General features: G+C 70.4%; 25 protein-coding genes. 13 read left to right on the top strand and 12 right to left on the bottom strand.

From position 1 onward, the window contains the following. Positions 1 to 38 precede the first annotated feature (38 nt). On the bottom strand, positions 39 to 1,193 hold the full coding sequence (locus ACI2K6_RS10200) for a DUF4232 domain-containing protein (RefSeq protein WP_282501656.1): 1,155 nt from the start codon (positions 1,191 to 1,193) through the stop codon (positions 39 to 41). Beyond that, entirely contained in the window at positions 1,190 to 2,704 is a 1,515-nt protein-coding gene (locus tag ACI2K6_RS10205; protein WP_354451896.1) for an alanine/glycine:cation symporter family protein, read from the bottom strand. The genes ACI2K6_RS10200 and ACI2K6_RS10205 overlap by 4 nt, the downstream gene beginning before the upstream one ends. 270 nt (positions 2,705 to 2,974) lie before the next feature. Here ACI2K6_RS10205 and mbhE point away from each other — a divergent pair, with 270 nt between their 5' ends. The 7 genes from mbhE (at position 2,975) to ACI2K6_RS10240 (ending at position 9,207) form a co-directional block, all read left to right on the top strand. Next, the gene (gene mbhE, locus ACI2K6_RS10210) at positions 2,975 to 5,752 is read left to right on the top strand and encodes a hydrogen gas-evolving membrane-bound hydrogenase subunit E (protein WP_282501654.1); all 2,778 of its coding nucleotides are present in this window, start codon (positions 2,975 to 2,977) and stop codon (positions 5,750 to 5,752) included. Further along, positions 5,749 to 6,132, top strand: coding sequence for a sodium:proton antiporter (locus tag ACI2K6_RS10215; RefSeq protein WP_282501653.1), 384 nt, complete (start codon positions 5,749 to 5,751; stop codon positions 6,130 to 6,132). Before mbhE ends, ACI2K6_RS10215 begins: the two co-directional genes overlap by 4 nt. Then, positions 6,129 to 7,649, top strand: coding sequence for a monovalent cation/H+ antiporter subunit D family protein (locus tag ACI2K6_RS10220; protein ID WP_282501652.1), 1,521 nt, complete (start codon positions 6,129 to 6,131; stop codon positions 7,647 to 7,649). Before ACI2K6_RS10215 ends, ACI2K6_RS10220 begins: the two co-directional genes overlap by 4 nt. Beyond that, on the top strand, positions 7,646 to 8,008 hold the full coding sequence (locus ACI2K6_RS10225) for a Na+/H+ antiporter subunit E (protein ID WP_282501651.1): 363 nt from the start codon (positions 7,646 to 7,648) through the stop codon (positions 8,006 to 8,008). Before ACI2K6_RS10220 ends, ACI2K6_RS10225 begins: the two co-directional genes overlap by 4 nt. Then, the gene (locus tag ACI2K6_RS10230; RefSeq protein WP_023953776.1) at positions 8,005 to 8,262 is read left to right on the top strand and encodes a monovalent cation/H+ antiporter complex subunit F; all 258 of its coding nucleotides are present in this window, start codon (positions 8,005 to 8,007) and stop codon (positions 8,260 to 8,262) included. The genes ACI2K6_RS10225 and ACI2K6_RS10230 overlap by 4 nt, the downstream gene beginning before the upstream one ends. Then, complete coding sequence (locus ACI2K6_RS10235) at positions 8,259 to 8,588, top strand: monovalent cation/H(+) antiporter subunit G (protein ID WP_282501650.1); 330 nt, start codon at positions 8,259 to 8,261, stop codon at positions 8,586 to 8,588. Before ACI2K6_RS10230 ends, ACI2K6_RS10235 begins: the two co-directional genes overlap by 4 nt. Before the next feature lie 127 nt (positions 8,589 to 8,715). Further along, on the top strand, positions 8,716 to 9,207 hold the full coding sequence (locus ACI2K6_RS10240; RefSeq protein WP_282501649.1) for a hypothetical protein: 492 nt from the start codon (positions 8,716 to 8,718) through the stop codon (positions 9,205 to 9,207). A 92-nt stretch (positions 9,208 to 9,299) separates the two neighbouring features. Here the strand turns inward: ACI2K6_RS10240 and ACI2K6_RS10245 are convergent, their stop codons facing one another. Both ACI2K6_RS10245 and ACI2K6_RS10250 read right to left on the bottom strand, forming a co-directional pair. Then, entirely contained in the window at positions 9,300 to 9,707 is a 408-nt protein-coding gene (locus ACI2K6_RS10245) for a GNAT family N-acetyltransferase (protein ID WP_404568525.1), read from the bottom strand. Further along, positions 9,704 to 10,267: a pyridoxamine 5'-phosphate oxidase family protein gene (locus ACI2K6_RS10250; protein ID WP_274179452.1), complete on the bottom strand. Its 564-nt coding sequence runs from the start codon at positions 10,265 to 10,267 to the stop codon at positions 9,704 to 9,706. The genes ACI2K6_RS10245 and ACI2K6_RS10250 overlap by 4 nt, the downstream gene beginning before the upstream one ends. 152 nt (positions 10,268 to 10,419) lie before the next feature. Between ACI2K6_RS10250 and ACI2K6_RS10255 the strand changes: the two genes are divergently transcribed. Further along, a complete protein-coding gene (locus ACI2K6_RS10255; RefSeq protein WP_274179451.1) occupies positions 10,420 to 10,821 on the top strand; it encodes an arsenate reductase ArsC in 402 nt (133 codons plus the stop codon). A 96-nt stretch (positions 10,822 to 10,917) separates the two neighbouring features. Here the strand turns inward: ACI2K6_RS10255 and ACI2K6_RS10260 are convergent, their stop codons facing one another. Beyond that, positions 10,918 to 11,433, bottom strand: coding sequence for a septum formation family protein (locus ACI2K6_RS10260; RefSeq protein WP_181574245.1), 516 nt, complete (start codon positions 11,431 to 11,433; stop codon positions 10,918 to 10,920). 86 nt (positions 11,434 to 11,519) lie between these two features. Then, positions 11,520 to 11,819: a DUF4406 domain-containing protein gene (locus ACI2K6_RS10265; protein WP_404568526.1), complete on the bottom strand. Its 300-nt coding sequence runs from the start codon at positions 11,817 to 11,819 to the stop codon at positions 11,520 to 11,522. 54 nt (positions 11,820 to 11,873) lie between these two features. Between ACI2K6_RS10265 and ACI2K6_RS10270 the strand changes: the two genes are divergently transcribed. The 3 genes from ACI2K6_RS10270 to ACI2K6_RS10280 all read left to right on the top strand — a co-directional run bounded on the left by ACI2K6_RS10270 (position 11,874) and on the right by ACI2K6_RS10280 (position 14,177). Continuing rightward, complete coding sequence (locus ACI2K6_RS10270) at positions 11,874 to 12,572, top strand: DeoR/GlpR family DNA-binding transcription regulator (protein WP_404568587.1); 699 nt, start codon at positions 11,874 to 11,876, stop codon at positions 12,570 to 12,572. Positions 12,573 to 12,688: 116 nt separating this feature from the next. Further along, complete coding sequence (locus tag ACI2K6_RS10275) at positions 12,689 to 13,573, top strand: SDR family oxidoreductase (protein ID WP_404568527.1); 885 nt, start codon at positions 12,689 to 12,691, stop codon at positions 13,571 to 13,573. A gap of 103 nt (positions 13,574 to 13,676) precedes the next feature. Beyond that, positions 13,677 to 14,177 carry a DUF1269 domain-containing protein gene (locus ACI2K6_RS10280; RefSeq protein WP_404568528.1) on the top strand — a complete coding sequence of 167 codons (501 nt, stop codon included), beginning with the start codon at positions 13,677 to 13,679 and terminating at the stop codon, positions 14,175 to 14,177. 46 nt (positions 14,178 to 14,223) lie between these two features. Here the strand turns inward: ACI2K6_RS10280 and ACI2K6_RS10285 are convergent, their stop codons facing one another. The 4 genes from ACI2K6_RS10285 to ACI2K6_RS10300 are packed head-to-tail and all read right to left on the bottom strand — an operon-like array spanning position 14,224 to position 16,476. Next, positions 14,224 to 14,454 (bottom strand): helix-turn-helix domain-containing protein, encoded by a 231-nt coding sequence (locus tag ACI2K6_RS10285; protein ID WP_404568529.1) that lies wholly within the window; start codon positions 14,452 to 14,454, stop codon positions 14,224 to 14,226. After that, a complete protein-coding gene (locus ACI2K6_RS10290; protein WP_404568530.1) occupies positions 14,451 to 15,065 on the bottom strand; it encodes a hypothetical protein in 615 nt (204 codons plus the stop codon). Before ACI2K6_RS10290 ends, ACI2K6_RS10285 begins: the two co-directional genes overlap by 4 nt. Beyond that, positions 15,065 to 15,715, bottom strand: coding sequence for a hypothetical protein (locus ACI2K6_RS10295; protein ID WP_274179445.1), 651 nt, complete (start codon positions 15,713 to 15,715; stop codon positions 15,065 to 15,067). Before ACI2K6_RS10295 ends, ACI2K6_RS10290 begins: the two co-directional genes overlap by 1 nt. Then, positions 15,715 to 16,476, bottom strand: a complete 762-nt coding sequence (locus tag ACI2K6_RS10300) for a hypothetical protein (RefSeq protein ID WP_404568531.1) — start codon at positions 16,474 to 16,476, stop codon at positions 15,715 to 15,717. Before ACI2K6_RS10300 ends, ACI2K6_RS10295 begins: the two co-directional genes overlap by 1 nt. A 174-nt stretch (positions 16,477 to 16,650) precedes the next feature. Between ACI2K6_RS10300 and ACI2K6_RS10305 the strand changes: the two genes are divergently transcribed. Next, positions 16,651 to 19,176 carry an ATP-dependent Clp protease ATP-binding subunit gene (locus ACI2K6_RS10305; RefSeq protein WP_112617660.1) on the top strand — a complete coding sequence of 842 codons (2,526 nt, stop codon included), beginning with the start codon at positions 16,651 to 16,653 and terminating at the stop codon, positions 19,174 to 19,176. A gap of 168 nt (positions 19,177 to 19,344) precedes the next feature. Further along, positions 19,345 to 20,094, top strand: a complete 750-nt coding sequence (locus ACI2K6_RS10310) for a gamma-glutamyl-gamma-aminobutyrate hydrolase family protein (RefSeq protein ID WP_404568532.1) — start codon at positions 19,345 to 19,347, stop codon at positions 20,092 to 20,094. A gap of 149 nt (positions 20,095 to 20,243) precedes the next feature. On the opposite strand, the gene ACI2K6_RS10315 is transcribed toward ACI2K6_RS10310, so the two are convergent. After that, positions 20,244 to 21,128, bottom strand: coding sequence for a transglutaminase family protein (locus ACI2K6_RS10315; protein ID WP_282501640.1), 885 nt, complete (start codon positions 21,126 to 21,128; stop codon positions 20,244 to 20,246). Continuing rightward, complete coding sequence (locus ACI2K6_RS10320) at positions 21,125 to 23,644, bottom strand: circularly permuted type 2 ATP-grasp protein (protein WP_404568533.1); 2,520 nt, start codon at positions 23,642 to 23,644, stop codon at positions 21,125 to 21,127. The genes ACI2K6_RS10315 and ACI2K6_RS10320 overlap by 4 nt, the downstream gene beginning before the upstream one ends. Positions 23,645 to 23,690 lie beyond the last annotated feature (46 nt).

A 23,690-nucleotide genomic window follows, 5' to 3' on the forward strand; every position in this document is an offset into this window, starting at 1 on the left:
GCCCCGGCATCCGCGTTCCCTGGCGAGTCGACCGCCGGCTACTCCTGGCCGGTCGGGGTGGTATCCAGCTCCCAGGCGGTGACGGCCACGGTGGAGCCCTCGACGATGTCGAGGTCGATCGGCCACGAGCCGCGCGTCATGCCCGGGCTTGCAGCGGCGTAGACCCGCTTCGTGACGAGCGCTCCGTGAGTCGAGGCGCCGTCCCAGCCGAGGAACGCCACGGCGTACCCGCCCGCCGGCACCTCGATGCGTTCTGGCCCCGGATCCTGCGCCATGAAGGAACTGCCAGGGGTGAGCTCGACCGTCAGCAGATGCTCGTTCTGGTCGCCGAACGCGACGTCGGGGTATCCCTCGATCACGCACGATTCCTCTGAGAAGTTCATCAGCCGGATGGGCATCCCGCGGTGACCGGTGGCGGCATCCGGTTCGCCCTTCAGGACCATGGCCCGGTCTTCCGTGCACCATCGCGGATCGGTCGGCGCGGAGGTCCCGGATGTCTCGGGTACCGGCACCCCAGGCGCGGCGGGATCGGGCATCGCCCCGAACGTCACGGCGGCCTCCGCCTCTTGCTGAGCGGCGACGTCGTCGTTGACGGCGGCGGTTCGTGCAGCATCGCTTCCCGCGCCGAGGCCGGCCGCCGCAATGGTGGCGACCGCGGCGGCGGAGCCGATCCACAGCAGGGGCCGCGATCGCGGTGTTGCGACGTCTGCCGGCATGCGAGCGTCCCATGTGCGGACGCCCCGCGTGCGGGCGACGAGGCCGGGCAGCCACCCGACCGCGAGCCCCCACAGAGCGCCGGATGCCGCGGCCGCGCCGAACTCGCCCACGACGAGCCCCCGTGGGCCGAACATCGCGAGCGAGCTCCACGTGGCACCGAGGTCGAGCGCGAGTCCGACCAGCGCCCCTGCCGTGACCGCCGCGAACCACGCCGCGAGGAGCAGGCTGCTGCGCGTGTGCATGAGGGTCGTGACCCAGAGGAACACGAGCCCGACGGCGACCGCGCCGATGGCGACGCTCAGGACCAGCCACGGACCGCTGTCGCCCCACATCAGACCCGCGGGCACGACGGGGGGCACGAGGTTCGCGAGTTGCGCGGCTCCGCTCGGGATTCGCGAGAAGCCCCAGCGGGTCAGCGCGACGGCCGCCCAGAGCGCCGCGGCGAGCCCGCCGGCGGCGACGAGTCGCCGGGTCATCGGCGGTCGTGCAGGTGGTCGCGGTGCTTGGCGGCCTGGCGTGCACGCACGGGCAGGTCGATGGGGCCGGTGACGGTGAGCTCGTCCTCCCAGCACTCGATGCCGCGCACGTCGGGCAGCCGTTCCCGCGTGAACACGGGGTCGAGCCCGGCGCGTCGCTGCTCGGTGTAGTCCTTGAGAAGGCGGAACGCGATGCCCGACAGCAACGCGATCGCGATGAGGTTCGTCAGCGCCATCAGCCCCATCACGCCGTCGGCGAAGTTCCACACGAGGTCGGCTCCGACGACCGATCCGCCGAGGACGGCGGCGACGACGAGCACGCGGTACCCCGTCAGCACGGCGCGGTTGGTCGAGATGAACTCGATGTTCGATTCGCCGTAGTAGTAGTTCCCGAGGATCGACGAGAACGCGAGCATGAAGATGATGATGCTCAGGGCGATGTTCGACCACTCACCGAGGGTGTCGACGAGGGCTCCCTGGGTCAGGTCGATTCCCCGTGTAGCTCCGGCCAGATCGGGGACGGAGACCAGGATGATGAACGCGGTCACCGAGCACACGAGGAATGTGTCGAAGTAGACGCCGAGGGTCTGCACGAGGCCCTGCTTCACCGGATGAGTCACGGCGGCGCTCGCGCCGGCGTTCGGAGCCGAGCCGAGCCCCGCCTCGTTCGAGAACATGCCGCGCTTGACGCCGGTGAGGACGATGTATCCGAACGCGGCCCCGACGACCTCGTTGAAGCCCCAGGCCGACGTGAAGATCTCGGCGAACACCGGCCCGATCCGATCGAGGTGCAGCGCGACGACGATCACGCCGAGCACGAGATAGGCGAGCGCCATGATCGGCACGAGCACCTGCGTCACCGAGGCGATGCGGCGCACCCCGCCGAACACCACGAGCCCGGTGAGGAGCGCGATGCCCGCCCCGATGATCCACGGCAGCCAGGGCAGATCGCCCCCGACACTCGAGCTGATGGTGGCCGAGATCGTGTTGGCCTGCAGCGAGCTGAACGCGAAGGGGAAGCAGACGATCAGGATGACGGCGAAGAGGACGCCGAGCCACCGGGCGCCCAGCCCGCGCTGCATGTAGTACGCCGGGCCACCGCGGAAACTGCCGCGGTCGCGCGTCTTGAACAGCTGCGCCAGCGACGACTCGATGAAGCTCGACGCTCCGCCGACGAACGCCATGACCCACATCCAGAACACCGCGCCCGGGCCGCCCACCGCGATGGCGGTGCCGACGCCGGCGATGTTCCCGACTCCCACGCGGGAGGCCGCGGAGATCGTGAAGGCCTGGAAGGCGGAGACCGACTGCGGCTTGCCGTCCGCGGTCTGCGGCGTCTTGTCGGTCAGCGTGCGGAACATCTCGGGGATCAGACGGAACTGCACGACGCCCGACCGAACGGTGAAGTAGAGCCCGAGGAGGACCACGACCGGGAGGACGATCCAGGTCCAGAGGTGGTCGCCCCACGTGAGCAGCCAGTCGTTCACGGCATCCATGCCCGTCGAATCCATGCTCGCCAGTATGACGACTCGACGACCCCGTGCGAGGCGGACGCGTCTGATCAGCTCGGAATGGCCGGTGAGAAATGACTCATGACCGCGTTGTCAAGCATCCGCGCGCACCTGATTTCCCCAGGTGGCCCCCGGTACGCTGTCAGCTGGTGAGCCGGGAAGTCTGGTCGGCACGTAGTCGTCGATCGAACCCGGAGAATCCGTGCTCACTGTCCTGCCTGCCCTCTGTTGCCGCGCGCCCGCGAACGCCCTGACCGGGCGGCGGCGCGCGTGACCCTCCTCGTCGCGGTCGCCGCAGCCTGGTTGCTCGTGGCGCTCGCCCCCGCGTTCGTGCGGCTGACCGGACGGCACGCGGGGTGGCCTCTGGCCGCCGGCATGCTCGCGGTGCTCGGGCTCGTCATCTCGGCGTGGAATCCGCAGCAGGTCGTCCGCGAATCACTGCCGTGGATCCCGGCACTCGATGTCGCGCTACGCCTGCGGCTGAACGGGCTCGCGCTGCTGTTCGCCGTGGTGGTGCTCGCGATCGGCGCGGTGGTGCTCGTCTACTCGTCCTCGTACCTGCGTCAGCCTCGCTCGCCGGGCTTCTACGGCCTGATGACGGCGTTCGCGGCGGCGATGCTCACCCTCGTCCTCGCCGACGACCTCGTCGTGCTCTTCGTGGCGTGGGAGCTGACGACCCTGTGCTCGTACCTGCTGATCCTCCGTTCGGGCCCCGCGGCGAAAGAGCCCGCGACGCGCACGCTGCTCGTCACCGCCGCCGGCGGTCTCGCCCTGCTCGCCGCCGTCGTGACCCTGATCGCGCGCACCGGCACGACCGAGCTCACCGCCGCCCTCGCCCACCCGCTGTGGCGCGAGGACCCGGGATTCGCGACCGTCGTCGCGGTGCTCGTCGCCCTCGCGGCCATGACGAAATCGGCGCAGTTCCCGTTCCACTCCTGGCTTCCGGATGCCATGGTGGCGCCCGCCCCGGTGAGCGCTTATCTGCACGCGGCGGCGATGGTGAAGGCCGGGATCTTCCTGCTCATGCTCTTCGCGCCAGCCGCGTCCGCGGCGGCGATCTGGTCGCCGCTCCTCGTGGGCGTCGGGCTCTGGACAGCTCTCATGGGGGCGTTCTTCGCGGTTCGCCGCGCCGACATGAAGGAGCTGCTGGCGTACTCGACAGTCAGTCAGCTCGGCCTCCTGGTCGCGGTGATCGGCGTCGGCACGCCGACGGCGATGCTCGCGGCGAGCGCGCATGTGGTCGCTCACGCGCTGTTCAAGTCCGCCGGCTTCATGGGCGTAGGACTGGTCGAGAAGCGCACCGGGACCCGGATCCTGACCGAGCTCCGCGGATCGTGGGGGATGCTGCGCTGGGATGCCGCGATGCTGATCCTCGCGGCGGTCAGTATGGCCGGCATCCCTCCGATGCTCGGTTTCATCAGCAAGGAGCTGCTTCTCGACTCGTTCCTCACGGCGGCTTCGCCTGCGCTGTCATGGACGCTCGCGATCGTGGCCACCGCTGGAGCCGTGCTGACGGTGGCGTACAGCCTGCGACTGGTGCTTCCCCTGCTGCCCGGTCGCCTCGGTGCCGCTCAGCCCGGTGAGCACGGGCCGCAGGCACGCGCCTGGCGCGACACGCGAACGATGTCGGTCGCGGTATCCGTCCCGGCGATCCTGGGGTTGGCTCTCGGTGCGGGCGCACCGCTGCTCGACCCCCTCGTGCGACCCGCGGCAGCGGGGGCGGCGCGCGTCGACGCGGTATCCGTCTCGGGCATCTACCTCTGGCACGGTGTGAACGCGGCTCTGCTGCTGTCGGTGACGGCGATCGTGCTCGGAACGCTGGTCGGCCTCCGGCTGCGCGGTACGCCCGTGCCGCCGACACCGCAGCGGTGGTCAGGCGTCCTCGCCGTCCAGTATGCGCAGCGGGGCATCATCGCGCTCGGCCGTCGTGTCGGCGACCTGACGCGCTCCGACGCCCCCGCCGCGAACCTCGTGGTGCCGATCGTGCTGATCGGTGCCGCCGCCGCAGCGCTTCCCGCGATGTGGCGCGGCTGGCCGCGCTACGACGAGCCGTTCCTCGTGCTCGATCTGCTCCTGCTCCTCCTCGTCGCGGCCGGGGTGATCGCGGTCTCGGTCGCCACCCGCCGCCTGACCGCGATCATCAGCGTGGGTGTGGCCGGGTTCGCCGTCGTGCTGTGGTTCCTGGTTCTGGGGGCCTCGGATGTCGCGGTGACGCAGCTCCTCGTCGAGATCCTGACCGTCGTCGTGATGGTGCTTGTGCTGCGCCGGATGCCGCGCCGCCTGCGCCCGTCGCGCCCGCGGCGACGCGTGCTCGCGGTCATCGCCGCGCTCGCCGCCGGGGCGACCGCGACGCTCGCCGCGCTCGTGTTCACCGGACACCGCGAGATCTCGGATGTCGCCGCCTTCTTCCTCCGCGAGGCGAAGGAACTGACCGGCGGCACCAACATCGTGAACACGATCCTGGTCGACTTCCGAGCGCTCGACACGCTCGGCGAGCTCGTCGTCCTGGGGATCGCAGCGGTATCGATCACCGCGCTTCTCGAGGCACGTCGAGCCGTTGACCGCCCGGTGCGGGAGGGAACCTCCGCCGCGCTCTCCAACGCCCGCGCCAACGCGGTCTTCCTCACCACTGTGGGACGCATCGTCGCCCCGGTGATGGTGGTCGGGTCGGCCTACGCGCTGCTGCGCGGTCACAACGACCCGGGCGGCGGCTTCATCGCGGCGCTCATCGGCGCCGCGGCCATCGCGCTGATCTACCTCGCCGCCCCGAGCGACGAGATCCCGCGGATCGAGCGTTCGTACCTGGCGATCGCCGGAGCGGGCGTCGTCATCGCGGTCGGCACCGGTCTGCTGGGGCTTCTCGACGGCTCGTTCCTCCGGCCGCTGCACTTCGACATCGGCAGCCTGCACCTCACCACGGCCCTCGTCTTCGACCTGGGTGTGTATCTCGCGGTCTTCGGGGTCATCCTCGCCGCCATCAATCGCCTCGGTCTGTCTCCCGCCGAAGCGGTCCGAACCGACCGTTCGTCAGAAAGGAGCGTCCGGTGATCCTCGCCCTCACCATCGGTGTGCTCGTCGCCGGAGCGGTCTACCTGCTGCTGCAGGAAGACCGGCTGCGCGTCATCCTCGGCTTCGTGCTGCTCTCGCACGCGGCCAATCTGCTGCTGTTCAGCGCCGGCGGCATCGACTCGCGCGAGGAGCCGCTCGGCGAGGCGCTGGATCCGGCGACCACGGCCGATCCGCTGCCGCAGGCGTTCGTCCTGACCGCGATCGTCATCGCCTTCGCGATCACCATCTACCTGCTCGTCCTCGCCGTGACGGGCAACCCGTCCGAAGACGCCGGGCTCGAGGATGCGGGCGTCGACGATGCAGGGCCCGACGATGCGAAGGCCGCGGCCCCGGCCCCGACCCGAGGAGGACGCCGATGAACGACGCTCTGCTTCCGCTCATCGTCGCGGTGCCGCTCCTCGCGAGCGGTGTCGCCGCGTTCGCGCGCCGTCGTCATCGATGGGCGATCGTCCTGCTCCTGATCGTGCTGACGGCGAACCTCATCGCGGCGGCTGCGCTCGTGTGGGCGACAGCCGACGGATCAGTCGTCGCCCACGGGATCGGCGGATGGCCCAACGGCATCGCCATCCCGTTCGTCGCCGACGCCTTCTCCGCCCTCATGCTCACGGTCGCTGGGCTGCTCACCCTCGTCTGCGTGGTCTTCGCGATCGTCGCGGACACCGGTCGCAACCGGCTCTTCCCCGCACTCGTCCTCGTGCTGACGGCGGGAGTGAACGGTGCGCTCCTGACGGCCGACCTGTTCAACCTCTTCGTCTTCATCGAGGTCATGCTGCTGCCCTCGTACGGGCTTCTGGTGCTCTCGCGTCGTGGTCGCGGCACGGACGAGTCGGTGACCGGCTCGAGGCTCTACGTCACCTTCAACCTGTTCGTCTCCACGGTCTTCCTGGCCGGGGTGGCGCTCGTCTACGGCGTGGCGGGCACGGTGAACCTCGCCGAGCTCGCCGGTGCCGCTCAGGAGTCGCCTCTGGTGGCGGCAGCGCTCGGGGTCTGCCTCTTCGCGCTCGCGATGAAGGCCGCCGTGGTGCCCGTGCACGGGTGGCTCGCCCGTGCGTACCCGTCGACGTCGCCGGCCATCACCGCGATGTTCTCGGGTCTGCACACGAAGGTCGCGATCTACGCCATCTACCGCATCTACGCCGTCGGCTTCGAGGGTGACCAGACCTACCTCTGGATCGGCGTCGCCGTCTTCAGCGCCACGATGCTGATCGGTGTGCTCGGCGCGGTGGGGGAAGACCGGATGCGGTCGATCCTCGCCTTCCACATGGTCAGCCAGATCGGCTACATCCTGCTCGGCGTCGCGCTGTTCACGCCCCTGGGACTGGCCGCCGGCATCTTCTACCTGCTTCACCACATGATCGTGAAGGCATCGCTGTTCCTGTCTGCGGGCGCCATCGAGACCCGATTCGGGACGGATCGCCTCGACGACCTGCGCGGTCGTGTCGGCCGGGAACCCGTGCTGATGGTCGCCTTCGGTGTTGCGGCGCTGTCGCTCGCCGGCATCCCGCCGTTCTCGGGCTTCTTCGCGAAGCTCATGCTGCTCGTCGCGGCGATCGAGGACGGACAGGTCGCGGCGGCAGTGATCGCGATCGTGGTGAGCCTGATCACCCTGCTGTCGATGCTGAAGATCTTCAACGCCGTCTTCGCGCGCACGGTCACCGGTGGTGAGCCGGGTGAGCCGGGCGATCCGGTCGGGCGCGGGGGGCTCGCGGTGGCGCAGCGAACCACGACCCGCGCAGCGCTCGCGGCGCCTGCTGTCGTGCTCGCCGCGGCGACCCTGGCCCTCGGGCTCGGTGCGCAGGGGCTGTTCGCCCTCGCGGAGGTCGCCGCCGCCGGCCTGCTCGATACGACCGCCTACGTCGGGGCGGTGCTGCCGTGATCCTCAGCATCCTCACTCTGCCCTTCCGGTTCGCGGCCTTCGTCTGCTGGTTCGCCGCGCAGCTGACGCTGACATCGGTGAGGGTGCTCGGCGACATCCTCAGCCCGGGGCTGGCCGCAACGCCACGCGTCGTGCGGCTTCCGCTGGGGCCTGCGGGTGACCTGCACGTCACCGCGATCAGCGTCCTCATCACGCTGACTCCCGGCACGCTGGCCCTCGGCGCGGCACGCGATGAATCCGGCGCGCGCTTCGTCATCGTGCATTCGCTGTACCACCGCGACCCCGATTCGGCGCTGGCCGACTTCGCCGACATGGACCGCCGGATGACGCGCGCGGTCGCACTGGGAGGACCGAGATGAACCTGCTGGACCTCGCCGCGGCGGGATGCGCGATCGCGATGATCGCGTCCGTCGTGCACATCCTGCGCGGCCCGACCCCCGCCGACCGCGTCATCGCCGCCGACCTGCTCACCTTCAGCCTGGTCGGGCTCGTGGCGCTCGTCGGCGTACGCCTGGCGCGTGAGGGCACGTTCGACCTCGTGCTGGTCGCGACCCTCGTCGCCTTCCTCGCCGCGGTCTCGCTCGCGCGCGCGCTGACGGGAGGACGTCGATGACGATCCTCGAGCTCATCGGTCAGATCATCGCCCTGCTGGGCGCGCTCATCTTCGTCGTCGCCGCCGTCGGCCTGCGGCGCTTCCCCGACCCCTACGCGCGCATCTCGGCCGTCGCCACCGCCGCCGGCTTGGGCGTCGCGTTCATCACGGTCGGCGCGGTGCTGCAGGTTCCGACCGTGGACAACGTCGTCAAAGTCGTGCTCGCCGTGCTCCTGCAGCTGATCACCTCGGCGGTGGCGGCCATCGTCATCGCCCGCGCCGCGGTCAGCTCAGGGCATCGGTTCACCGAAGGCACCGATACCGCGGCTCTCGATGAGGACGGATGACACGCGCGGTGCGGCGGCCCGGGGTGCGGGCGCCGTGGCATATGGTGAGGGAGTTCGGCCGCGAGGCCGAGCAGGTGCGCCGGGAAGTCTGGTCGGCAAGACGATGACCGCTACCCGAAGGGCCCCCGTGAACCCCCGCATCGCTGTCGCCGGTGACCGACCAGAACCGATGGCGGCAGCTATCGCGTCCCTCGCCACGGAGGGGGAGCCCACCTGCCTGGTGTGGACGGTGGATCTGGAGGCGGAGCCGACGGTCCGCCGCTCGCGCGCTGAGCTCAAGCAGCGCTACGAATCCCTCCTCGCTCACGCGTCGGGTCTCGTCGCCCTGCGCAACCTGGTCGTCCTGCTGCGGCACGCCGACCGCATCCCCGAACGCAAGATGCATGCCGCTGCTGCCGCGCTCGCCACCCGGCTGCACGCCGACCTCGAACGGGCGCGCGGCCGCTACGTGGATGTCGCGGTCGTCGACATCAGCTTGTGCACCGACACCCGGCGTCTGCTCGACCGCGTCGAAGAGGTCGCGGGAACGGCGGCCGGCCCGGTCGGGAACGTCGCGCTCACCTGGCACGAGATCCGCGACCGCAGCATTCACGCCGCCGCTGCCGCGTCGCAGTTCTGAGCGCCGCCACCGTCCGTCGAGTCGCCACGATGTGCGGATCCGGCACCCCGCGCATCCGCAGCTTTTGGCGAGTCGACCGCTCGGCGGAGGGGTCAGCCGTCGGCGACGACGTCCATGCCCGGGCCATCTGCCGGACGCGGCGCGAAGCCGTGGCGCTGGTAGAACCCCGCGCGGCCGCGCGCGGCGAAGAGCTGGATGTCGTCGACGCCGCGCCGCCGTGATTCGGCGACCAGCATGCGCAGGATCTCGCTCCCGATGCCGCCGCCGCGCGCGGATCTCGCGACGATCATCTCGGTGACGAACGCGTGCAGCGCACCGTCGCTGATGAGGCGCCCGATGCCGACGAGCCTGCCGTCGTCGGCACGCGCCGAGCACACGACCCAGCTGCCCGCGAGGGCCCGTTCGAAGGTTTCGAGCGGCCACTCGGCCCAGCCCGTCTCGGCGTAGAGCGCGGCGAACTCGGCGGCCGTGGGCGGCGTGAGCGAGTAGTGGAGGGTCACGCTGCACCTCCGAGGAGCGTGTGCCGCCAGGTCGTCCCGTCGGGTTCGTAGACGACGCGGGTGTGACGACGGTCGAGCGATCCCTGCCAGAACTCCACGCGGGTCGCCTCGATGCGCCAGAGCGCCCAGTCGCCTTCCGCGATGTCCCGGCGTGCCGCCTCCGACCGTGCCGCGAGGTCGGCTGCGGTGTCGTCCGCGCTCGCCTCACAGACCGACCCGCGCACGCGCACCGCCCGCATGACCGGCTGCCACCAGAACGCGAGGGCTGCTGCGGGCTGCGCTGCGAGCTGCCCGCCCTTCGCGGACGACCGTGTGCTCGCGAACGCCCAGCCGCGGTCGTCGACGTCTTTGACGATCAGTGTGCGGGCATCGGGGATGCCGTCGGCGTCGACCGTCGCGAGGGTCGCGGAGTGGGGCTCGGCGACACCCGCGGCCGCCGCCTGGTGGATCCACTCCTCGAACAGCGTCACCGGCGATGCGGGGAGCCGGTCGGTGTCGAACACCGGAGGTGCGCCCGTCAGCGAGGGCTGCGAGCGCAGCCACTCCCGCAACGCGCTCATGCCGCGAGCCACGCGACGTCGGCGAAGAGCTCGCGCAGGTCGGGATGCCGCCGGCGCGGCCAGGTGTCGAGGTCGATGGGGATGGCGTCGTCCATGACCTCATCCTCCCAAAGTGGCCTGTCGCGGCGCAGATGCGGGAGAGTAGGGGCATCATGACCGACGCCACGCCCTCCGTCCTCTTCGTCTGCGTGCACAACGCGGGACGCTCGCAGATGGCCGCGGGGTTCCTCCGCGACATCGCGGGTGATCGCATCGAGGTCCGCTCGGCCGGGTCCATGCCCGCCGATCGGATCAACCCGGTCGCGGTCGAGGCGATGGCCGAGCTCGGCATCGACATCACCGCCGAGCAGCCGAAGGTCCTCACGACAGAAGCCGTGCAGGCGTCCGACGTCGTCATCACGATGGGATGCGGGGATGCCTGCCCGTTCTTCCCCGGCAAGCGCTACGAGGACTGGAAGCTCGACGACCCCGCGGGGCAGGGGATCGATGCCGTCCGCCCGATCCGAGACGACATCCGCGAGCGCATCCGCCAGCTGGTCGACGAGCTCATCTGACGGCGCCCTCCCGCCGGAAACGACGATCGCCCGCCAGGGACGGATGTCCACAGCGGGCGATCGCGCCGGCCGCTTCGAGGGCGGTGGCGGAAAGCGTCAGCGCGCGGCGCCGGCGAGGGTGCCGGTCACCTGGCCCTGCGGGTCGCCGATGAGGCAGAGGATCTCGCGGTCGCCGGCGTCCCAGCTGCCCTGGGTGGGGACGTAGTAGTTGTACCCGAGGACCGACTCCTCGTACGAGATGCCGACGAACGGCGCGAACGCGTCGTAGCAGACCTGCTCGGCTTCGGTCTGCGCCGCCTCGATGCCGGGGAACTCGTCGGCCTCGATGTCCTGCGCGTGGTAGGCCTCGAGGTCGTGGGCCTCGCCGCAGGGGACGGTCGGGGTCTCGGTGACCTCGGTGTCGGCCGTGCCCGAGTCGAGCATGCAGTCGCCCACGCGGATCGCGAAGACATCGGTGCTCTCGTTCGACTCGGCGATCGCGCCCGACTCGTCGCGGACGGGGGCGGCGGCTCCGCCACCGGTGAAGGCGTTGAGCGTGGAGCAACCGGTCGCGAGCAGAGCGACGGTCAGTGCGGCGGCGGGCAGGACGAGGAGTCGACGAGTAGCGTTCACGTCGAACGACTCTAGCCAGTTTCGGATGTTTCTGGGAAACCCTGATGATTTTCCTGAGTGTTCATCCGGGGGATGCATGAAACGCTTCACGCCACGCCGGGCACATCGCGGAGGGCCGTGTAGACCGGGATGCCGCGCTCTCGGGCGATCGCGACATCCTGATCCGCGCCGCGCGACTCTCCGGGCAGGCGGAGAACCGCGTCGCAACGCTGCAGCAGGCGATGGGCGACCGGGTACATCACCTTCTCGGCGAGCGGGTCGGTGGGGCCCAAGGCTCCCGCGTTCGCGAGGACGGGCAGCGCGACCCACTCACCGATCATCGGGATGTGTCCGGCCTCGAAGAGCGGCCATGCCGCCTCTTCCAGGCGGTCGAGGTTGCGCCGCATCAGGGCGGGATCGCCGCCGGTGCCCGAGGCATAGGGTCCGGCGATGACGGCCGCATCGTCGCGAAGGAACTGGCAGCCGAACTAGGGGTGTCCGAAGACAGCATCCGCCGCGACCTTCGGGAGCTGGATGCTGCCGGCCTCGCCGTGCGCGTCTACGGGGGCGCAGTTCCGGCGTCGCCGGCCGTCGCCGACTACGCGTCTCGCCAGGCGGTCGCTACCGAGAGCAAGCAGCGCATCGCCCGCTTCGCCGCGAGCCTCATCGAACCGGGCAGCACGGTGATCGTCGATGGCGGCACGACCGCACTCGCCACGGTGCGGGCGGTCGACCCGGCGCTGGCCTGCACCATCGTCACCCACAGTCCGACCGTGGCAGCGGCGCTCCTCGATCACGCAGCCGACGTCATCATCATCGGCGGGCGGCTGTTCAAACACTCCGCGGTCGCGAGCGGCGCCGCGGCTGTCGAGGCCGCACGCATGGTGCGGGCCGACCGCTTCCTCCTCGGTGTTACCGGCATCCACGCCGACGCGGGCCTGACGACCGGCGACGCGGACGAAGCGGCGATGAAGCGCGTGCTCGCCGAACGCGCTGCCGAGACCTACGTCCTCGGCAGCGAGGAGAAGATCGGTGCGGTGTCGCCGTTCGCGGTGCTGCCGTTCGACGAGGTCACGGGGGTCATCGTCGATCTCGCGGCTCCGGCCACCAGCCTGGAGGCCCTCGACCGCCGCGGCGTTCCGTTGCTCCGCGCCGGGTGACACGCGCCGAGTGACGCCGTCGCGGCTGCTCGCTAGGCTGAGCCGCATGCAATGCCGGTGAACCGCTTCCGATCCCCATCCACGCGTCGAGGACGACGCGATCGAAAGGTTCACCCATGCACGCTTCTTCTTCTGCACGCGCTCTTCCACTGAGCGGTAAGACCGCCCTGGTCACGGGCGTCTCTCGCCGTCGGGGCATCGGCTTCGCCGTCGCCACGACTCTCGCCGGGCTCGGCGCGAACGTGATCGCGCACCATCACCGGCCTCACGACCTCGACCTACCGTGGGGTGGCGACGACCTCGACGCCGTGCGCGCCGGCATCCGTTCCCACCTCGTGGGCGATGCTCGCTTCGCCGACATCGCCGGGGATCTGAGCGTCGCGACGGCAGCGGCCGACCTGATCGACGAGGCGGCTACGGTGACGGGCGCGCTCGACATCCTCGTCTGCAACCACGCCAAGAGCGGCGGTGACGGCAGCATCCTCGATATGACGCCGGAGCGTCTCGACGCGTTCTGGGACGTCAACACCCGCGCCACCCTCCTCCTCACCGCGGCATTCGCGCGCCGCTTCGCGGAGACGCCCGCGACGCCGCGCCGGCCGGGTGACCGGATCGCGGGCGCGAAGCCCTATGACGCGCCGCAGGGGCACGTCGTGTGGATGACGTCCGGACAGGTCCACGGGCCGATGATCGGCGAGGTGGCGTACGCCACGAGCAAGGCCGCCCTCGCCGGCGTCACGAAAACGGTGGCCGCCGAGCTGCTCGAGCTCGGCGTCGTGCTCAACACCGTGAATCCCGGACCGGTCAACACTGGCTACCTCGATCCCGACACCACCGACCGCTCGCTCGACGACTTCGACGCCTGGCTGAGCACGACGGCGTTCGGGCGCGTGGGCCGTCCGCAGGACCCCGCGGAGCTCATCGGGTGGCTGTGCAGCCCCGCAGGCGCGTGGATGGTCGGTCAGGTGCTCACGAGCGACGGCGGCTTCAGCCTGAGCTGACCGGCCACGGACGGCGGCGGTGTCCGCGGCCCCCTTTGTTGCCCCTAACGCGCCGGGATACCGTCGGCCCCGAGGGGACAGGCAACACGAAACGAGGGATTTCATGGCCGATTTGATCGTGATTGCATTCGACAGCGAAGCGGACGCCGAAGCCGCGTACAACGAAATCCAGGTGCTCCAGAATGACCTCGTGGTCGAGCTCGCCGGGCTGGCTCTGGTGAAGGTCGACGACGAGGGAAAGACGAAGGTCGAATACCCCGGCGTCGTCGGCAAGGTCGGCGCGGGCGCGGCGGGCGGAGCGCTGTTCGGCGCTCTGATCGGCATCCTCTTCTTCGTCCCGATCGCGGGGCTCGTCTTCGGCGGGTTGTTCGGGGCCCTGTTCGCCGGCCTCGACAAGACGAACCTGGATGCCGAATTCCGCGACCGCGTGAAATCGGCGGTGTCCGCCGGAAAATCGGCGGTCGTGCTCTATGCCACCAAGATCACGACGGACAAGTTCGCATCGGCGCTCGCCGGTTACCACGGCACCGTCGTGCAGACCTCGCTCTCGGAGAAGGACGAGCGGGAGCTGATCCACGACCTCAGCGGCACGCGGCAACCGTGAGCAGAGGGCCGGGGTGCAGTTAGCCGCACCCCGGCCCTTTCGCTGCTCAGTCGGCGCGCACCAGCAGGTCGCCGATCTCGCAATCGAGCGCTCGGCAGATCGCCGACAGCGTCGAATAGCGGATGGCGCGGGCTCGGTCGTTCTTGAGCACCGAGAGGTTCACCACCGAGACTCCGACGATCTCGGAGAGGCGGGTCAGCGTCATCCCGCGCGCGGCGAGCAGCTCGTCGAGGCGGCAATGGACCCCGCTCGGTCCGTCATCGTCGGCCGCGCTCATACGAGTCCCTCGGTGTCGCGCTGCAGTCGTACGCCGCGGCGGAACGCGATCGCGATCAGGCCGACGGCCACGCCGATCGCCCAGGCCGGCGCGTAGGCCCAGAAGTCGAGGAAGTGCAGCGGCTCGACGTCATCGACCCCGAGAGCGGCGAGGATGCCGTTGCGCCCGATGTTCTCGAGGACCAGGATGACCAGCGCGCCCGAGACGATCGACCACCCGATGACGTCGAAGGCCCGTGCCGTGGCGGGAACGAAGAGCCGCCCGCGCAGGAAGCTCCGCGCGACGTACATCACCGCGGCGATCACGACGAGCGATGCGACGCCCCACGCGATGATCGAGCCGGCGAGCGCGACTGCCGTGCCGCCGTCGACCTCCCGTGCGATGACGAGCGCGTTCTCGACGATGCCGTCGACGTATCCCGCGCCCGACCCGACGGAGGCGGAGAACGGCTCGTCGTCGATGTCGATCCTCCAGGCGACGCCCGCTTCGCGGAAGACGTTCATAAAGCGCGCGATGACCGTGAGCACGACGGTGATCGCGGCGCCGAGGCCGAGCATCAGGACGGCGATGGCGTCGGCGGCATCTGAGCGGGGTCCGCGGGTGAGGGGCATCAGACCAGTCCTTCCGTGTCGCGCTCGAGACGTTCCATCCGTCGCAGCAGAAATCCCAGGCAGATCACGCTGACTCCCACGATGGGCAGCGCCATTCCCCAGGTCGAGGCGCTGAATCCCGGGAGGAGGAGGTCGTCGAAGGCCGGACCGAACTGGAACGCCGCCTCCATGGATGCGAAGCCGGCGAGCGACGTGCTCACGGCGGGGCCCAACAGCAGCGCGCACCCGGCGATCGTGCAGAAGCGGCGGAGGGCCGGGCGCAGTGGACGCTCGGCGCTGATCGAGAGGAGGAACCAGGAGAGCGCCGCCGCGACGAGGACCGCGGTGATCCCGAGGGCGATCGAACCCGCGGCGAAGAGGGCTCGCGTCGACGATGCGAGTTCGCTTGCCTGGAGTGTGACGCTTGTGATGTTCGCCGTCGCGACGCCTCGGCCGGCGACCACCGGGAGCTCCTGCTGGGCGAGGAGGGTCAGCGTGACGTCGGGCGACCAGGCGTACGTCACGGCCGCACCGATCTGACCCGCCGCGAGTGCGACACCCATCAATCCGGCCAGCACCGCCATCGTCCGCGTCGCCCACCGATCGCCGCGCGGCATGTCGTACATCGACGTGGTCGGCGGCATGTTCCTCTTCCCGATGGTGCCTGCCATCAGACCAGTCCCTCCGTGTCGCGCTGCAGTCGTGAGCCGTATCGGAACACCGCGGCCAGCCCGGCGAGGCCGAGGCCGGCAGCGATCGGCCAGAACGGCAGAGTGACGTTGAGCGTCGCTTCCGGCCACCAGGCGAACGGATCGTCGACTCCGGGGATCTCGGTCCACCGCGCGCTTTCCCGGGCGAAGAGCTCCTGCGAGACCATGCTCCCGGCGATGTCCGAGAGCAGCTGTGCGGCCGTCCCGCCGGCAGCGACGATGACGGCGGTCGCCATCGTCATGCGAACGATGATCCGATCGAAGGTGCGCCCGGCGAGCAGCTGGAAGCAAGCCACGGCGATGAGCGCCGCGATCGCCGCGGGGATCAACGACCACAGCGCCTGCCCGGTCGTCCACAGCGCTCGCGCCAGCGGACTGACCCCCGCCACGTCCACCTCGGCGACCACGAAGCCGCCGCCGACGACCTCGGCCGTCGGACCGGTGTCGATCGTGACGCCCGGAAGCAGGTCCGGCCAGAACGGCGCGACCGGAACGCTCATGCGCGGGGCGTCCGCGGCGAGGTTCTGAATCACCGAGACGGCGGCGCCGAGCAGGCTGAATGCAGCCCAGGCGGCAGACAGCGAGAGCGCGAGGCTCACGACCGGCGACGCGTCCCCGCGACTGCGCGCGCGGCGCGTCGCTCTGATGAAGAGCACCGCGGCGACGACGAGCGCCACCGCAGCGATGATCACGATCTGACCGACCGCCCACGTGTTCGACATCGGCATCCTCTACTTATCGATAATCGTTGTTATCGACAAACGTTATGGTCTGGCCCTGCCGCGCGCAACCCCGCGTAACGCTATGCCGACGGCGAACACGGGCATACCCGTATCCGTGCCTGGTTACTCTCTTTCGTAAGCGCCCGGAGTCCCGGCGCTCAAAGGAGGCTGACGATGTTCGAGAGATTCACGGATCGTGCCCGTCGCGTGGTCGTGCTCGCCCAAGAAGAGGCGAAGATGCTCAACCACAACTACATCGGGACCGAGCACATCCTCCTGGGTCTGATCCACGAGGGTGAGGGCGTCGCGGCCAAGGCCCTCGAGAGCCTGGGCATCTCGCTCGACGCGGTGCGCGAGCAGGTGCAGGACATCATCGGTCAGGGGCAGCAGCAGCCGACCGGTCACATCCCGTTCACGCCGCGCGCGAAGAAGGTCCTCGAGCTGTCGCTGCGCGAAGCGCTGCAGCTCGGACACAACTACATCGGCACCGAGCACATCCTCCTCGGCCTCATCCGCGAGGGCGAGGGTGTGGCGGCTCAGGTGCTCGTCAAGCTCGGCGCCGACCTGAACAAGGTCCGCCAGCAGGTCATCCAGCTGCTCAGCGGCTACCAGGGCAAGGAGCCCGCCGGCGCGACCGTCGGCGCGGGCGAGCAGGCCCAGGCGCCGCAGGGCGGTTCGGCCGTGCTCGACCAGTTCGGGCGCAACCTCACGCAGGCCGCGCGCGACAACAAGCTCGACCCGGTGATCGGCCGCGAAAAGGAGATCGAGCGGGTCATGCAGATCCTCTCGCGTCGCTCCAAGAACAACCCGGTCCTGATCGGCGAGCCCGGCGTCGGCAAGACCGCCGTCGTCGAGGGTCTCGCCCAGGCGATCGTCAAGGGCGATGTGCCCGAGACGCTCAAGGACAAGCAGGTCTACTCGCTCGACCTCGGATCGCTCATCGCCGGTTCCCGCTACCGCGGTGACTTCGAGGAGCGCCTGAAGAAGGTCACGAAGGAGATCCGCACCCGCGGCGACATCATCGTCTTCATCGACGAGATCCACTCGCTCGTCGGTGCCGGTGCGGCCGAGGGCGCGATCGACGCCGCGTCGATCCTCAAGCCGCTGCTCGCCCGCGGCGAGCTCCAGACGATCGGTGCCACGACCCTCGACGAGTACCGCAAGCACTTCGAGAAGGATGCCGCCCTCGAGCGCCGGTTCCAGCCGATCCAGGTCGGCGAGCCCAGCATCCCTCACGCGATCAACATCCTGAAGGGTCTGCGCGACCGGTACGAGGCGCACCACAAGGTGCAGATCACCGACGGCGCGCTCGTCGCCGCGGCGAACCTCGCCGACCGGTACGTCAGCGACCGCTTCCTGCCCGACAAGGCCATCGACCTGATCGACGAGGCCGGCGCCCGCCTGCGCCTGTCGATCCTGTCGTCGCCGCCGGAGCTGCGCGAGTTCGACGAGAAGATCGCCAAGGTCCGCGAGGACAAGGAGCGCGCGAGCGAGGAGCAGGACTTCGAGAAGGCCGCGTCGCTCCGCGACGAGGAGAAGTCGCTGCTCGCCGAGCGCCTGCGTCTCGAGAAGCAGTGGCGCTCGGGTGACGTCGCGTCGCACGCGGTGGTCGACGAAGGCCTCATCGCCGAAGTGCTCGCCCAGGCCACCGGCATCCCGGTGTTCAAGCTCACCGAGGAGGAGACCAGCCGTCTCGTCTTCATGGAGAAGGCGCTGCACCAGCGCGTCGTCGGTCAGGAAGAGGCCATCGCGGCGCTCTCGCGCACGATCCGTCGTCAGCGTGCCGGTCTGAAGGACCCCAAGCGCCCCTCGGGCTCGTTCATCTTCGCCGGCCCCACCGGTGTCGGAAAGACCGAGCTGGCCAAGGCGCTCGCCGAGTTCCTGTTCGACGACGAGGGCGCGCTGATCTCCCTCGACATGTCGGAGTTCGGTGAGAAGCACACCGTCTCGCGTCTGTTCGGTGCCCCTCCCGGATTCGTCGGATTCGAAGAGGGCGGCCAGCTCACCGAGAAGGTGCGCCGCAAGCCGTTCTCGGTCGTGCTCTTCGACGAGATCGAGAAGGCCCACCCCGACATCTTCAACTCGCTGCTGCAGATCCTCGAAGAGGGTCGCCTGACCGACGGTCAGGGCCGCATCGTCGACTTCAAGAACACCGTGATCATCATGACGACGAACCTCGGTTCGTCGGCGATCGCCGGTGGTCCGGTCGGCTTCCAGGTCGAGGGCAACGCGCAGACGAGCTACGAGCGGATGAAGGGCAAGGTCGACGAAGAGCTCAAGCGGCACTTCAAGCCCGAGTTCCTCAACCGCGTCGACGATGTCATCGTCTTCCCGCAGCTGAACAAGGCCGAGCTTCGCCAGATCGTCGACCTGTTCACGAAGCGGCTGAGCGACCGGCTGCTCGACCGCGACATGACGGTGGAGCTGTCGGATGCCGCCAAGGACCGCCTCATCGAGATCGGGTTCGACCCGACGCTCGGCGCCCGGCCGCTGCGCCGTGCGATGCAGCGCGAGGTCGAGGACCAGCTCAGCGAGAAGATCCTGCACGGCGAGCTCAACGCGGGCGACCACGTGAAGGTCGACACCGAGGGCACGAAGTTCGTCTTCGAGACCGCTCCGCGTGAGGGCAAGGTCGCGGTCGGCGTCGGCGCTGCCGGCGAGATCGCTGCGACCCCCGACATCGCTGCGAGCGGCGACTGACCGGGATCGCGCGAGCGACGAGTCGTACGGAGGGGCGGATGCTGCGGCATCCGCCCCTCCGGCGTTTCCGGGGCCCGTCGGCGGGACACGCCGCACGACGCAGCCGGAGGGCTGTGGGCTGCTGGGGCGTGTGATCGACGCGAAACACGACGGCTCTACGATCGGCGCGTGAGCAGCGAAGACGCGACGACGGCGCCCCGACCCGTCATCGGCTTGACGACCTATCTCGAGCGCGCGCAGCAGGGGGTGTGGGACGTGCGGGCGAGCTTCCTACCGCAGCAGTACTTCGACCGGGTCGCGTCCTCGGGCGGCGCGGCGGTGCTGCTGCCGCCGCAGCCCTCGCCGGGGCCCGCCGCCGACGTCGTGCTCGACCGGCTCGACGGGCTCGTGCTCACGGGCGGCCTCGACGTGCAGCCCGAGCTGTATGGGGCCGCGCGGCATCCTCTGACGGATCCGGCGCGGCCTGACCGCGACGACTGGGAGCTCGCTCTGCTGCGGGGTGCCCGCGAGCGCGGCATCCCTGTCCTCGGCATCTGCCGCGGATTGCAGCTCATCAACGTCGCCGCGGGCGGCACGCTCCATCAACATCTTCCGGACGTGCTGGGCACCGACCGGTACCAGCTCGGCGGCGGTGTCTTCGCGCGGAACGAGGTCTCGGTGTCGGCCGGCACGATGCTGTCGGAGCTCGTCGGCACGGGTTCGCTCACCGTGAGCAGCTACCACCACCAGGGCATCGACCGACTCGGCGACGACCTCGTGGTCGCTGCACGCAGCGGCGAGGGGCTGCCGCAGGCGATCGAGTCGCCGGGTTCGGACTTCCTCGTCGCCGTGCAGTGGCATCCCGAGGAGGAAGCCGCCGACCGACGGCTCTTCCTCGGCCTCGTCGCCGCCGCGACGGAGTACGCCGCACGCCGCTGATCCCGCTGGCATCCGTGGTCGGTCGGCGTCCGCCGGCGTGCCGGGATGCAAGCGATCGTGGCCGACACCCCGGAGATGGATGCCTCGACCCGGGGTGTCGCCGCTGAGCCCTTGCATCCGCGCACGGCGCGCGCAGCTCACCCGGCGGGTCAGGGCTCGAGCGGGGCGACGTCGACCGAGACGCGGAGGGTCGAGGTCTTCGCCTCGGTGAAGATGATGCCCTTGACGGGCGAGACGTCGCCGTAATCCCGGCCCCAGGCGACCGTGACGTAGCGGTCGTTGGCCCACTGGTCGTTCGTCGGATCGATCGCGAGCCACTGGTCGGTGCCCGGGAGCCAGACCGCGAGCCACGCGTGCGAGGCGTCGGCGCCGAAGACCCGCTCCTTGCCGGGCGGTGGCTGCGTCGCGAGGTAGCCCGAGACGTAACGGGCCGCGACGCCGTGCGAGCGCAGGCACGCGAGGGCGACGTGGGCGAAGTCCTGGCAGACGCCGGCCCGCTTCTCGAGCGCATCGGCGACGGTGCTGGTGACGGTGGTCGCGGTGCTGTCGTAGTCGAAGTCGGTGTAGATGCGGTGCATCAGGTCGGTCGCGGCTTCGCCGATCGGGCGCCCCGGGGTGAGCGAGATCGCGCCGTAGGCGGCGGTGGCCTCCGACTGCGCGACGCGGGGCGAGGGCATCGCGAACTCCGCCGCGCGCCACGCTCCCTCCTGGTCGGGATGCCGCAGCGGCCGCGCCGTCTCCCAGGGAAGCGCGAGCGCAGCGGCGTCGTACTCGGGAGCGGTGACCGCGACCTCGCTCGACGCCTCGATCGACAGCGCCTCATGCGCGTCGGTGACGTGGAAGTACGTCGACCAGTTGCCGAAGTAGTCGGAGTCGCGGCGCATGTCACCCGGGGCGGGGGAGACGACGACCTCCGCCTCGCGCACCCGCTGCCCGGGCAGCTCGCGAGGGATCAGGTGGAACTGCCCGACGCTGTCTTCGACGGGATCGCTGTAGGTGTAGGCGGTGCGATGCCAGACGCGGTACTGCTTCACGCGCGAGCCTCCATCAGTTCCTCGAAGAGGGCGAGCGACGAGAGTGCCACCGGGGGCGGTCCGCTCTCGAAGTGCAGCTCGTCGATCGCGTCGCCCAGCTGTTCGAGCTGCGCCGTGAGGTCGTCGAGCAGCTCGGCGAGGGGCGAACGGATGCCGTCGACGGCATCCCCCAGTGCATCCGTGTCGATCGCACCGACGAGGTTCTCGAGGTCGTCGACCAGGCGCTCGGGGCGTGTCGACCCCGTCGACGCGGGGGCTGCGGCAAGGTGCGTGCGCAGCTCGGCGAGGCAGAACGCGAGCGAGCGAGGGTTGTCGGGGTCGCGCAGCAGCAGGTCGAGCACGTCGCCGAGGCGCACCGCGCCACGGAACCGGCGCCGGTGGGTGACGATGCTCTCCGACGCGGTGAGCAGCGCCTCGAGCACGGCCCGCTCGGTGCGAGCGTCGCGGCGGTCGACGACCACCCGCAAGATGTGGCACACCTGAAGCGCGCGCTCGAGGAAGCGTCCCGCCTCGATGAAGTGCCAGCCGGTGTCGCGCATCATGTTGGCGGTCACGCCCTGCAGCGACAGCACGACCGTGAGCATGCGTCCCGCCGACTCGGCCGTGCGGTGGACGTGCGGCGACGCCCGCAGGGCGCGGGAGGCGCGTTCGATGCCGGCGAAGACGCGCCACGTGTCGCCGGACAGCTGGTCGCGGACACCGTCGAGCGCGTCGCGCAGTCGGCTGAGCGCGTGGGCGGTCGACCCGACCCGAGCCGCGTCGAGCAGCAGCGACCGGAAGTCGGCGTCAGCGGCATCCGGTCCGGGACCGGCGAGCCGGTGGATGGCGTCGCGCAGGACGCGGGCGCTCGTGTGGCTGGCGCGGCCGGCGCCCGCGAGGTCGAGCTGCTGCTGCGCCGTGAGCACGAGCCGCAGCAGGTCTTCGGCCCGTTCGGCGTATCGCCCCGACCAGAACATGTCGTCCAGGGCACGCGGTGCGATGCTCGGAGCACTGCGGCCGCCCGGGAGCGGACCGATCTCGACGAGGCCCTGGTCCGCGTCGCCCTCGGCGGCCTTCAGCACCCAGACGTCCTTCGTGGTCGGGGCTGCGTCGGGGCTCTCTCGCACCGTCGCGAGGCCACCCAGAAGCGGGCGATAGGCCGAGCCGTGGCGCAGGGTGAACGCACGGAAGATCAGAGCCCGGGCACGCGCGCCCTCGCCGGTCCAGACCGGGGCCTGCGAGAGGGGCAGCAGTTCCTGACCGACGTATCGGTGCGGGTTCGCCTCGATGCGGCCGGCGATGGCCGCGGCATCCAGCCCCGTGAGATCCCGGCGTGAGCCGTCGAGCGTACGCACGAGCACGGAGTCATCGCCCGTGCGGACGCGTTCGAGCACGACGGCGCGCGCCGCCTCGTCGCCGCACCACCACGTCGGGACCGCCGAGAGGCGGAGCTGTTCCCCGAGCAGGGCTTCGCACGCGGCCGGGAGGTAGGGCAGGAGCGCCGGGTTCTCGAGGACGCCCGCCCCGAGCCCGTTGACCAGTCGCACGGTTCCGCGGCGCACCGCCTCGGTGAGACCGGCGACGCCCAGGCGCGAGTCGGACCGCAGCTCGAGCGGGTCGCACCATTCCGCGTCGACGCGCCGCAGGATGACGTCGACCTGCTCGGTCGGTTCGCGGCGGGGCCACCCGGTGGGCTTCATCCACACCCGCCCCCCGCGCACGACGAGGTCGCTGCCCTGCACGAGCGACAGGCCCAGGCCCCGGGCGAGGAAGGCCTGGTCGAAGGCGGTCTCGGAGTGCGGCCCCGGCGTCAGGACGACCACGCGCGGCTCGGTGACGCCCTCGGGCGCCGACGCGGCGAGCGTCGCGTGCAGCGCCGAGAAGTAGGGCTCCATGCGGTGCGGATCGCTCTGCTGGTACAGGTCGGGCAGCACCTGCGAGATGACGCGGCGGTTCTCCATCGCGAACCCGAGCCCAGACGGGGCCTGCACGCGGTCGGCGAGCACCCGCCATTCGCCGTCGGCGTCGCGTCCGAGGTCGGTGCCCGACAGCAGCAGCGGATGCCGGTCGGCCGCGGTCGCTCGCGCGAGGGGGCGGAGGAATCCCGCGTGACCGAGCACCGCGGCGGCGGGGACGATCCCCGACGAGAGCAGGGTGTGCGGTCCGTAGAGGTCGGCGAGGACGGCGTTCAGCAGCTCGGCGCGCTGCGCGAGGCCCGTCTCGAGCGGGGCCCAGCTGGCCGCGTCGACGACGAGCGGAACGGGGTCGAGCTGCCAGGGCTGGGCGCCGCTGTCGGGCCGGACGTAGGTCACACCGTCGTCGGCGAGGAAGCGGGTGATCTCTCCCTCGACGCGCGAAAGTTCGGACGGCGTCAGGGCCAGCGTGAGGCCGGCGAGCGACTGCCACGCGGGGCGGAGGCCGCCGTCGGCATCGACCACCTCGTCGTACCGCGAGAGGTCGGCCGGGCCGTGGGGAAGCGACGACAGAGGCAGTGTCGGCTGGGACACTGCGGCGGCGTAATCACGGAGCACGCTCACGTCGGCACTCCAAGGCGGGAGGGATCTCGGGCTGAGGCAACCTTAC

The sequence above is a fragment of the Microbacterium sp. NPDC006705 genome (assembly GCF_044903545.1).
Taxonomy (GTDB): domain Bacteria; phylum Actinomycetota; class Actinomycetes; order Actinomycetales; family Microbacteriaceae; genus Microbacterium; species Microbacterium plantarum.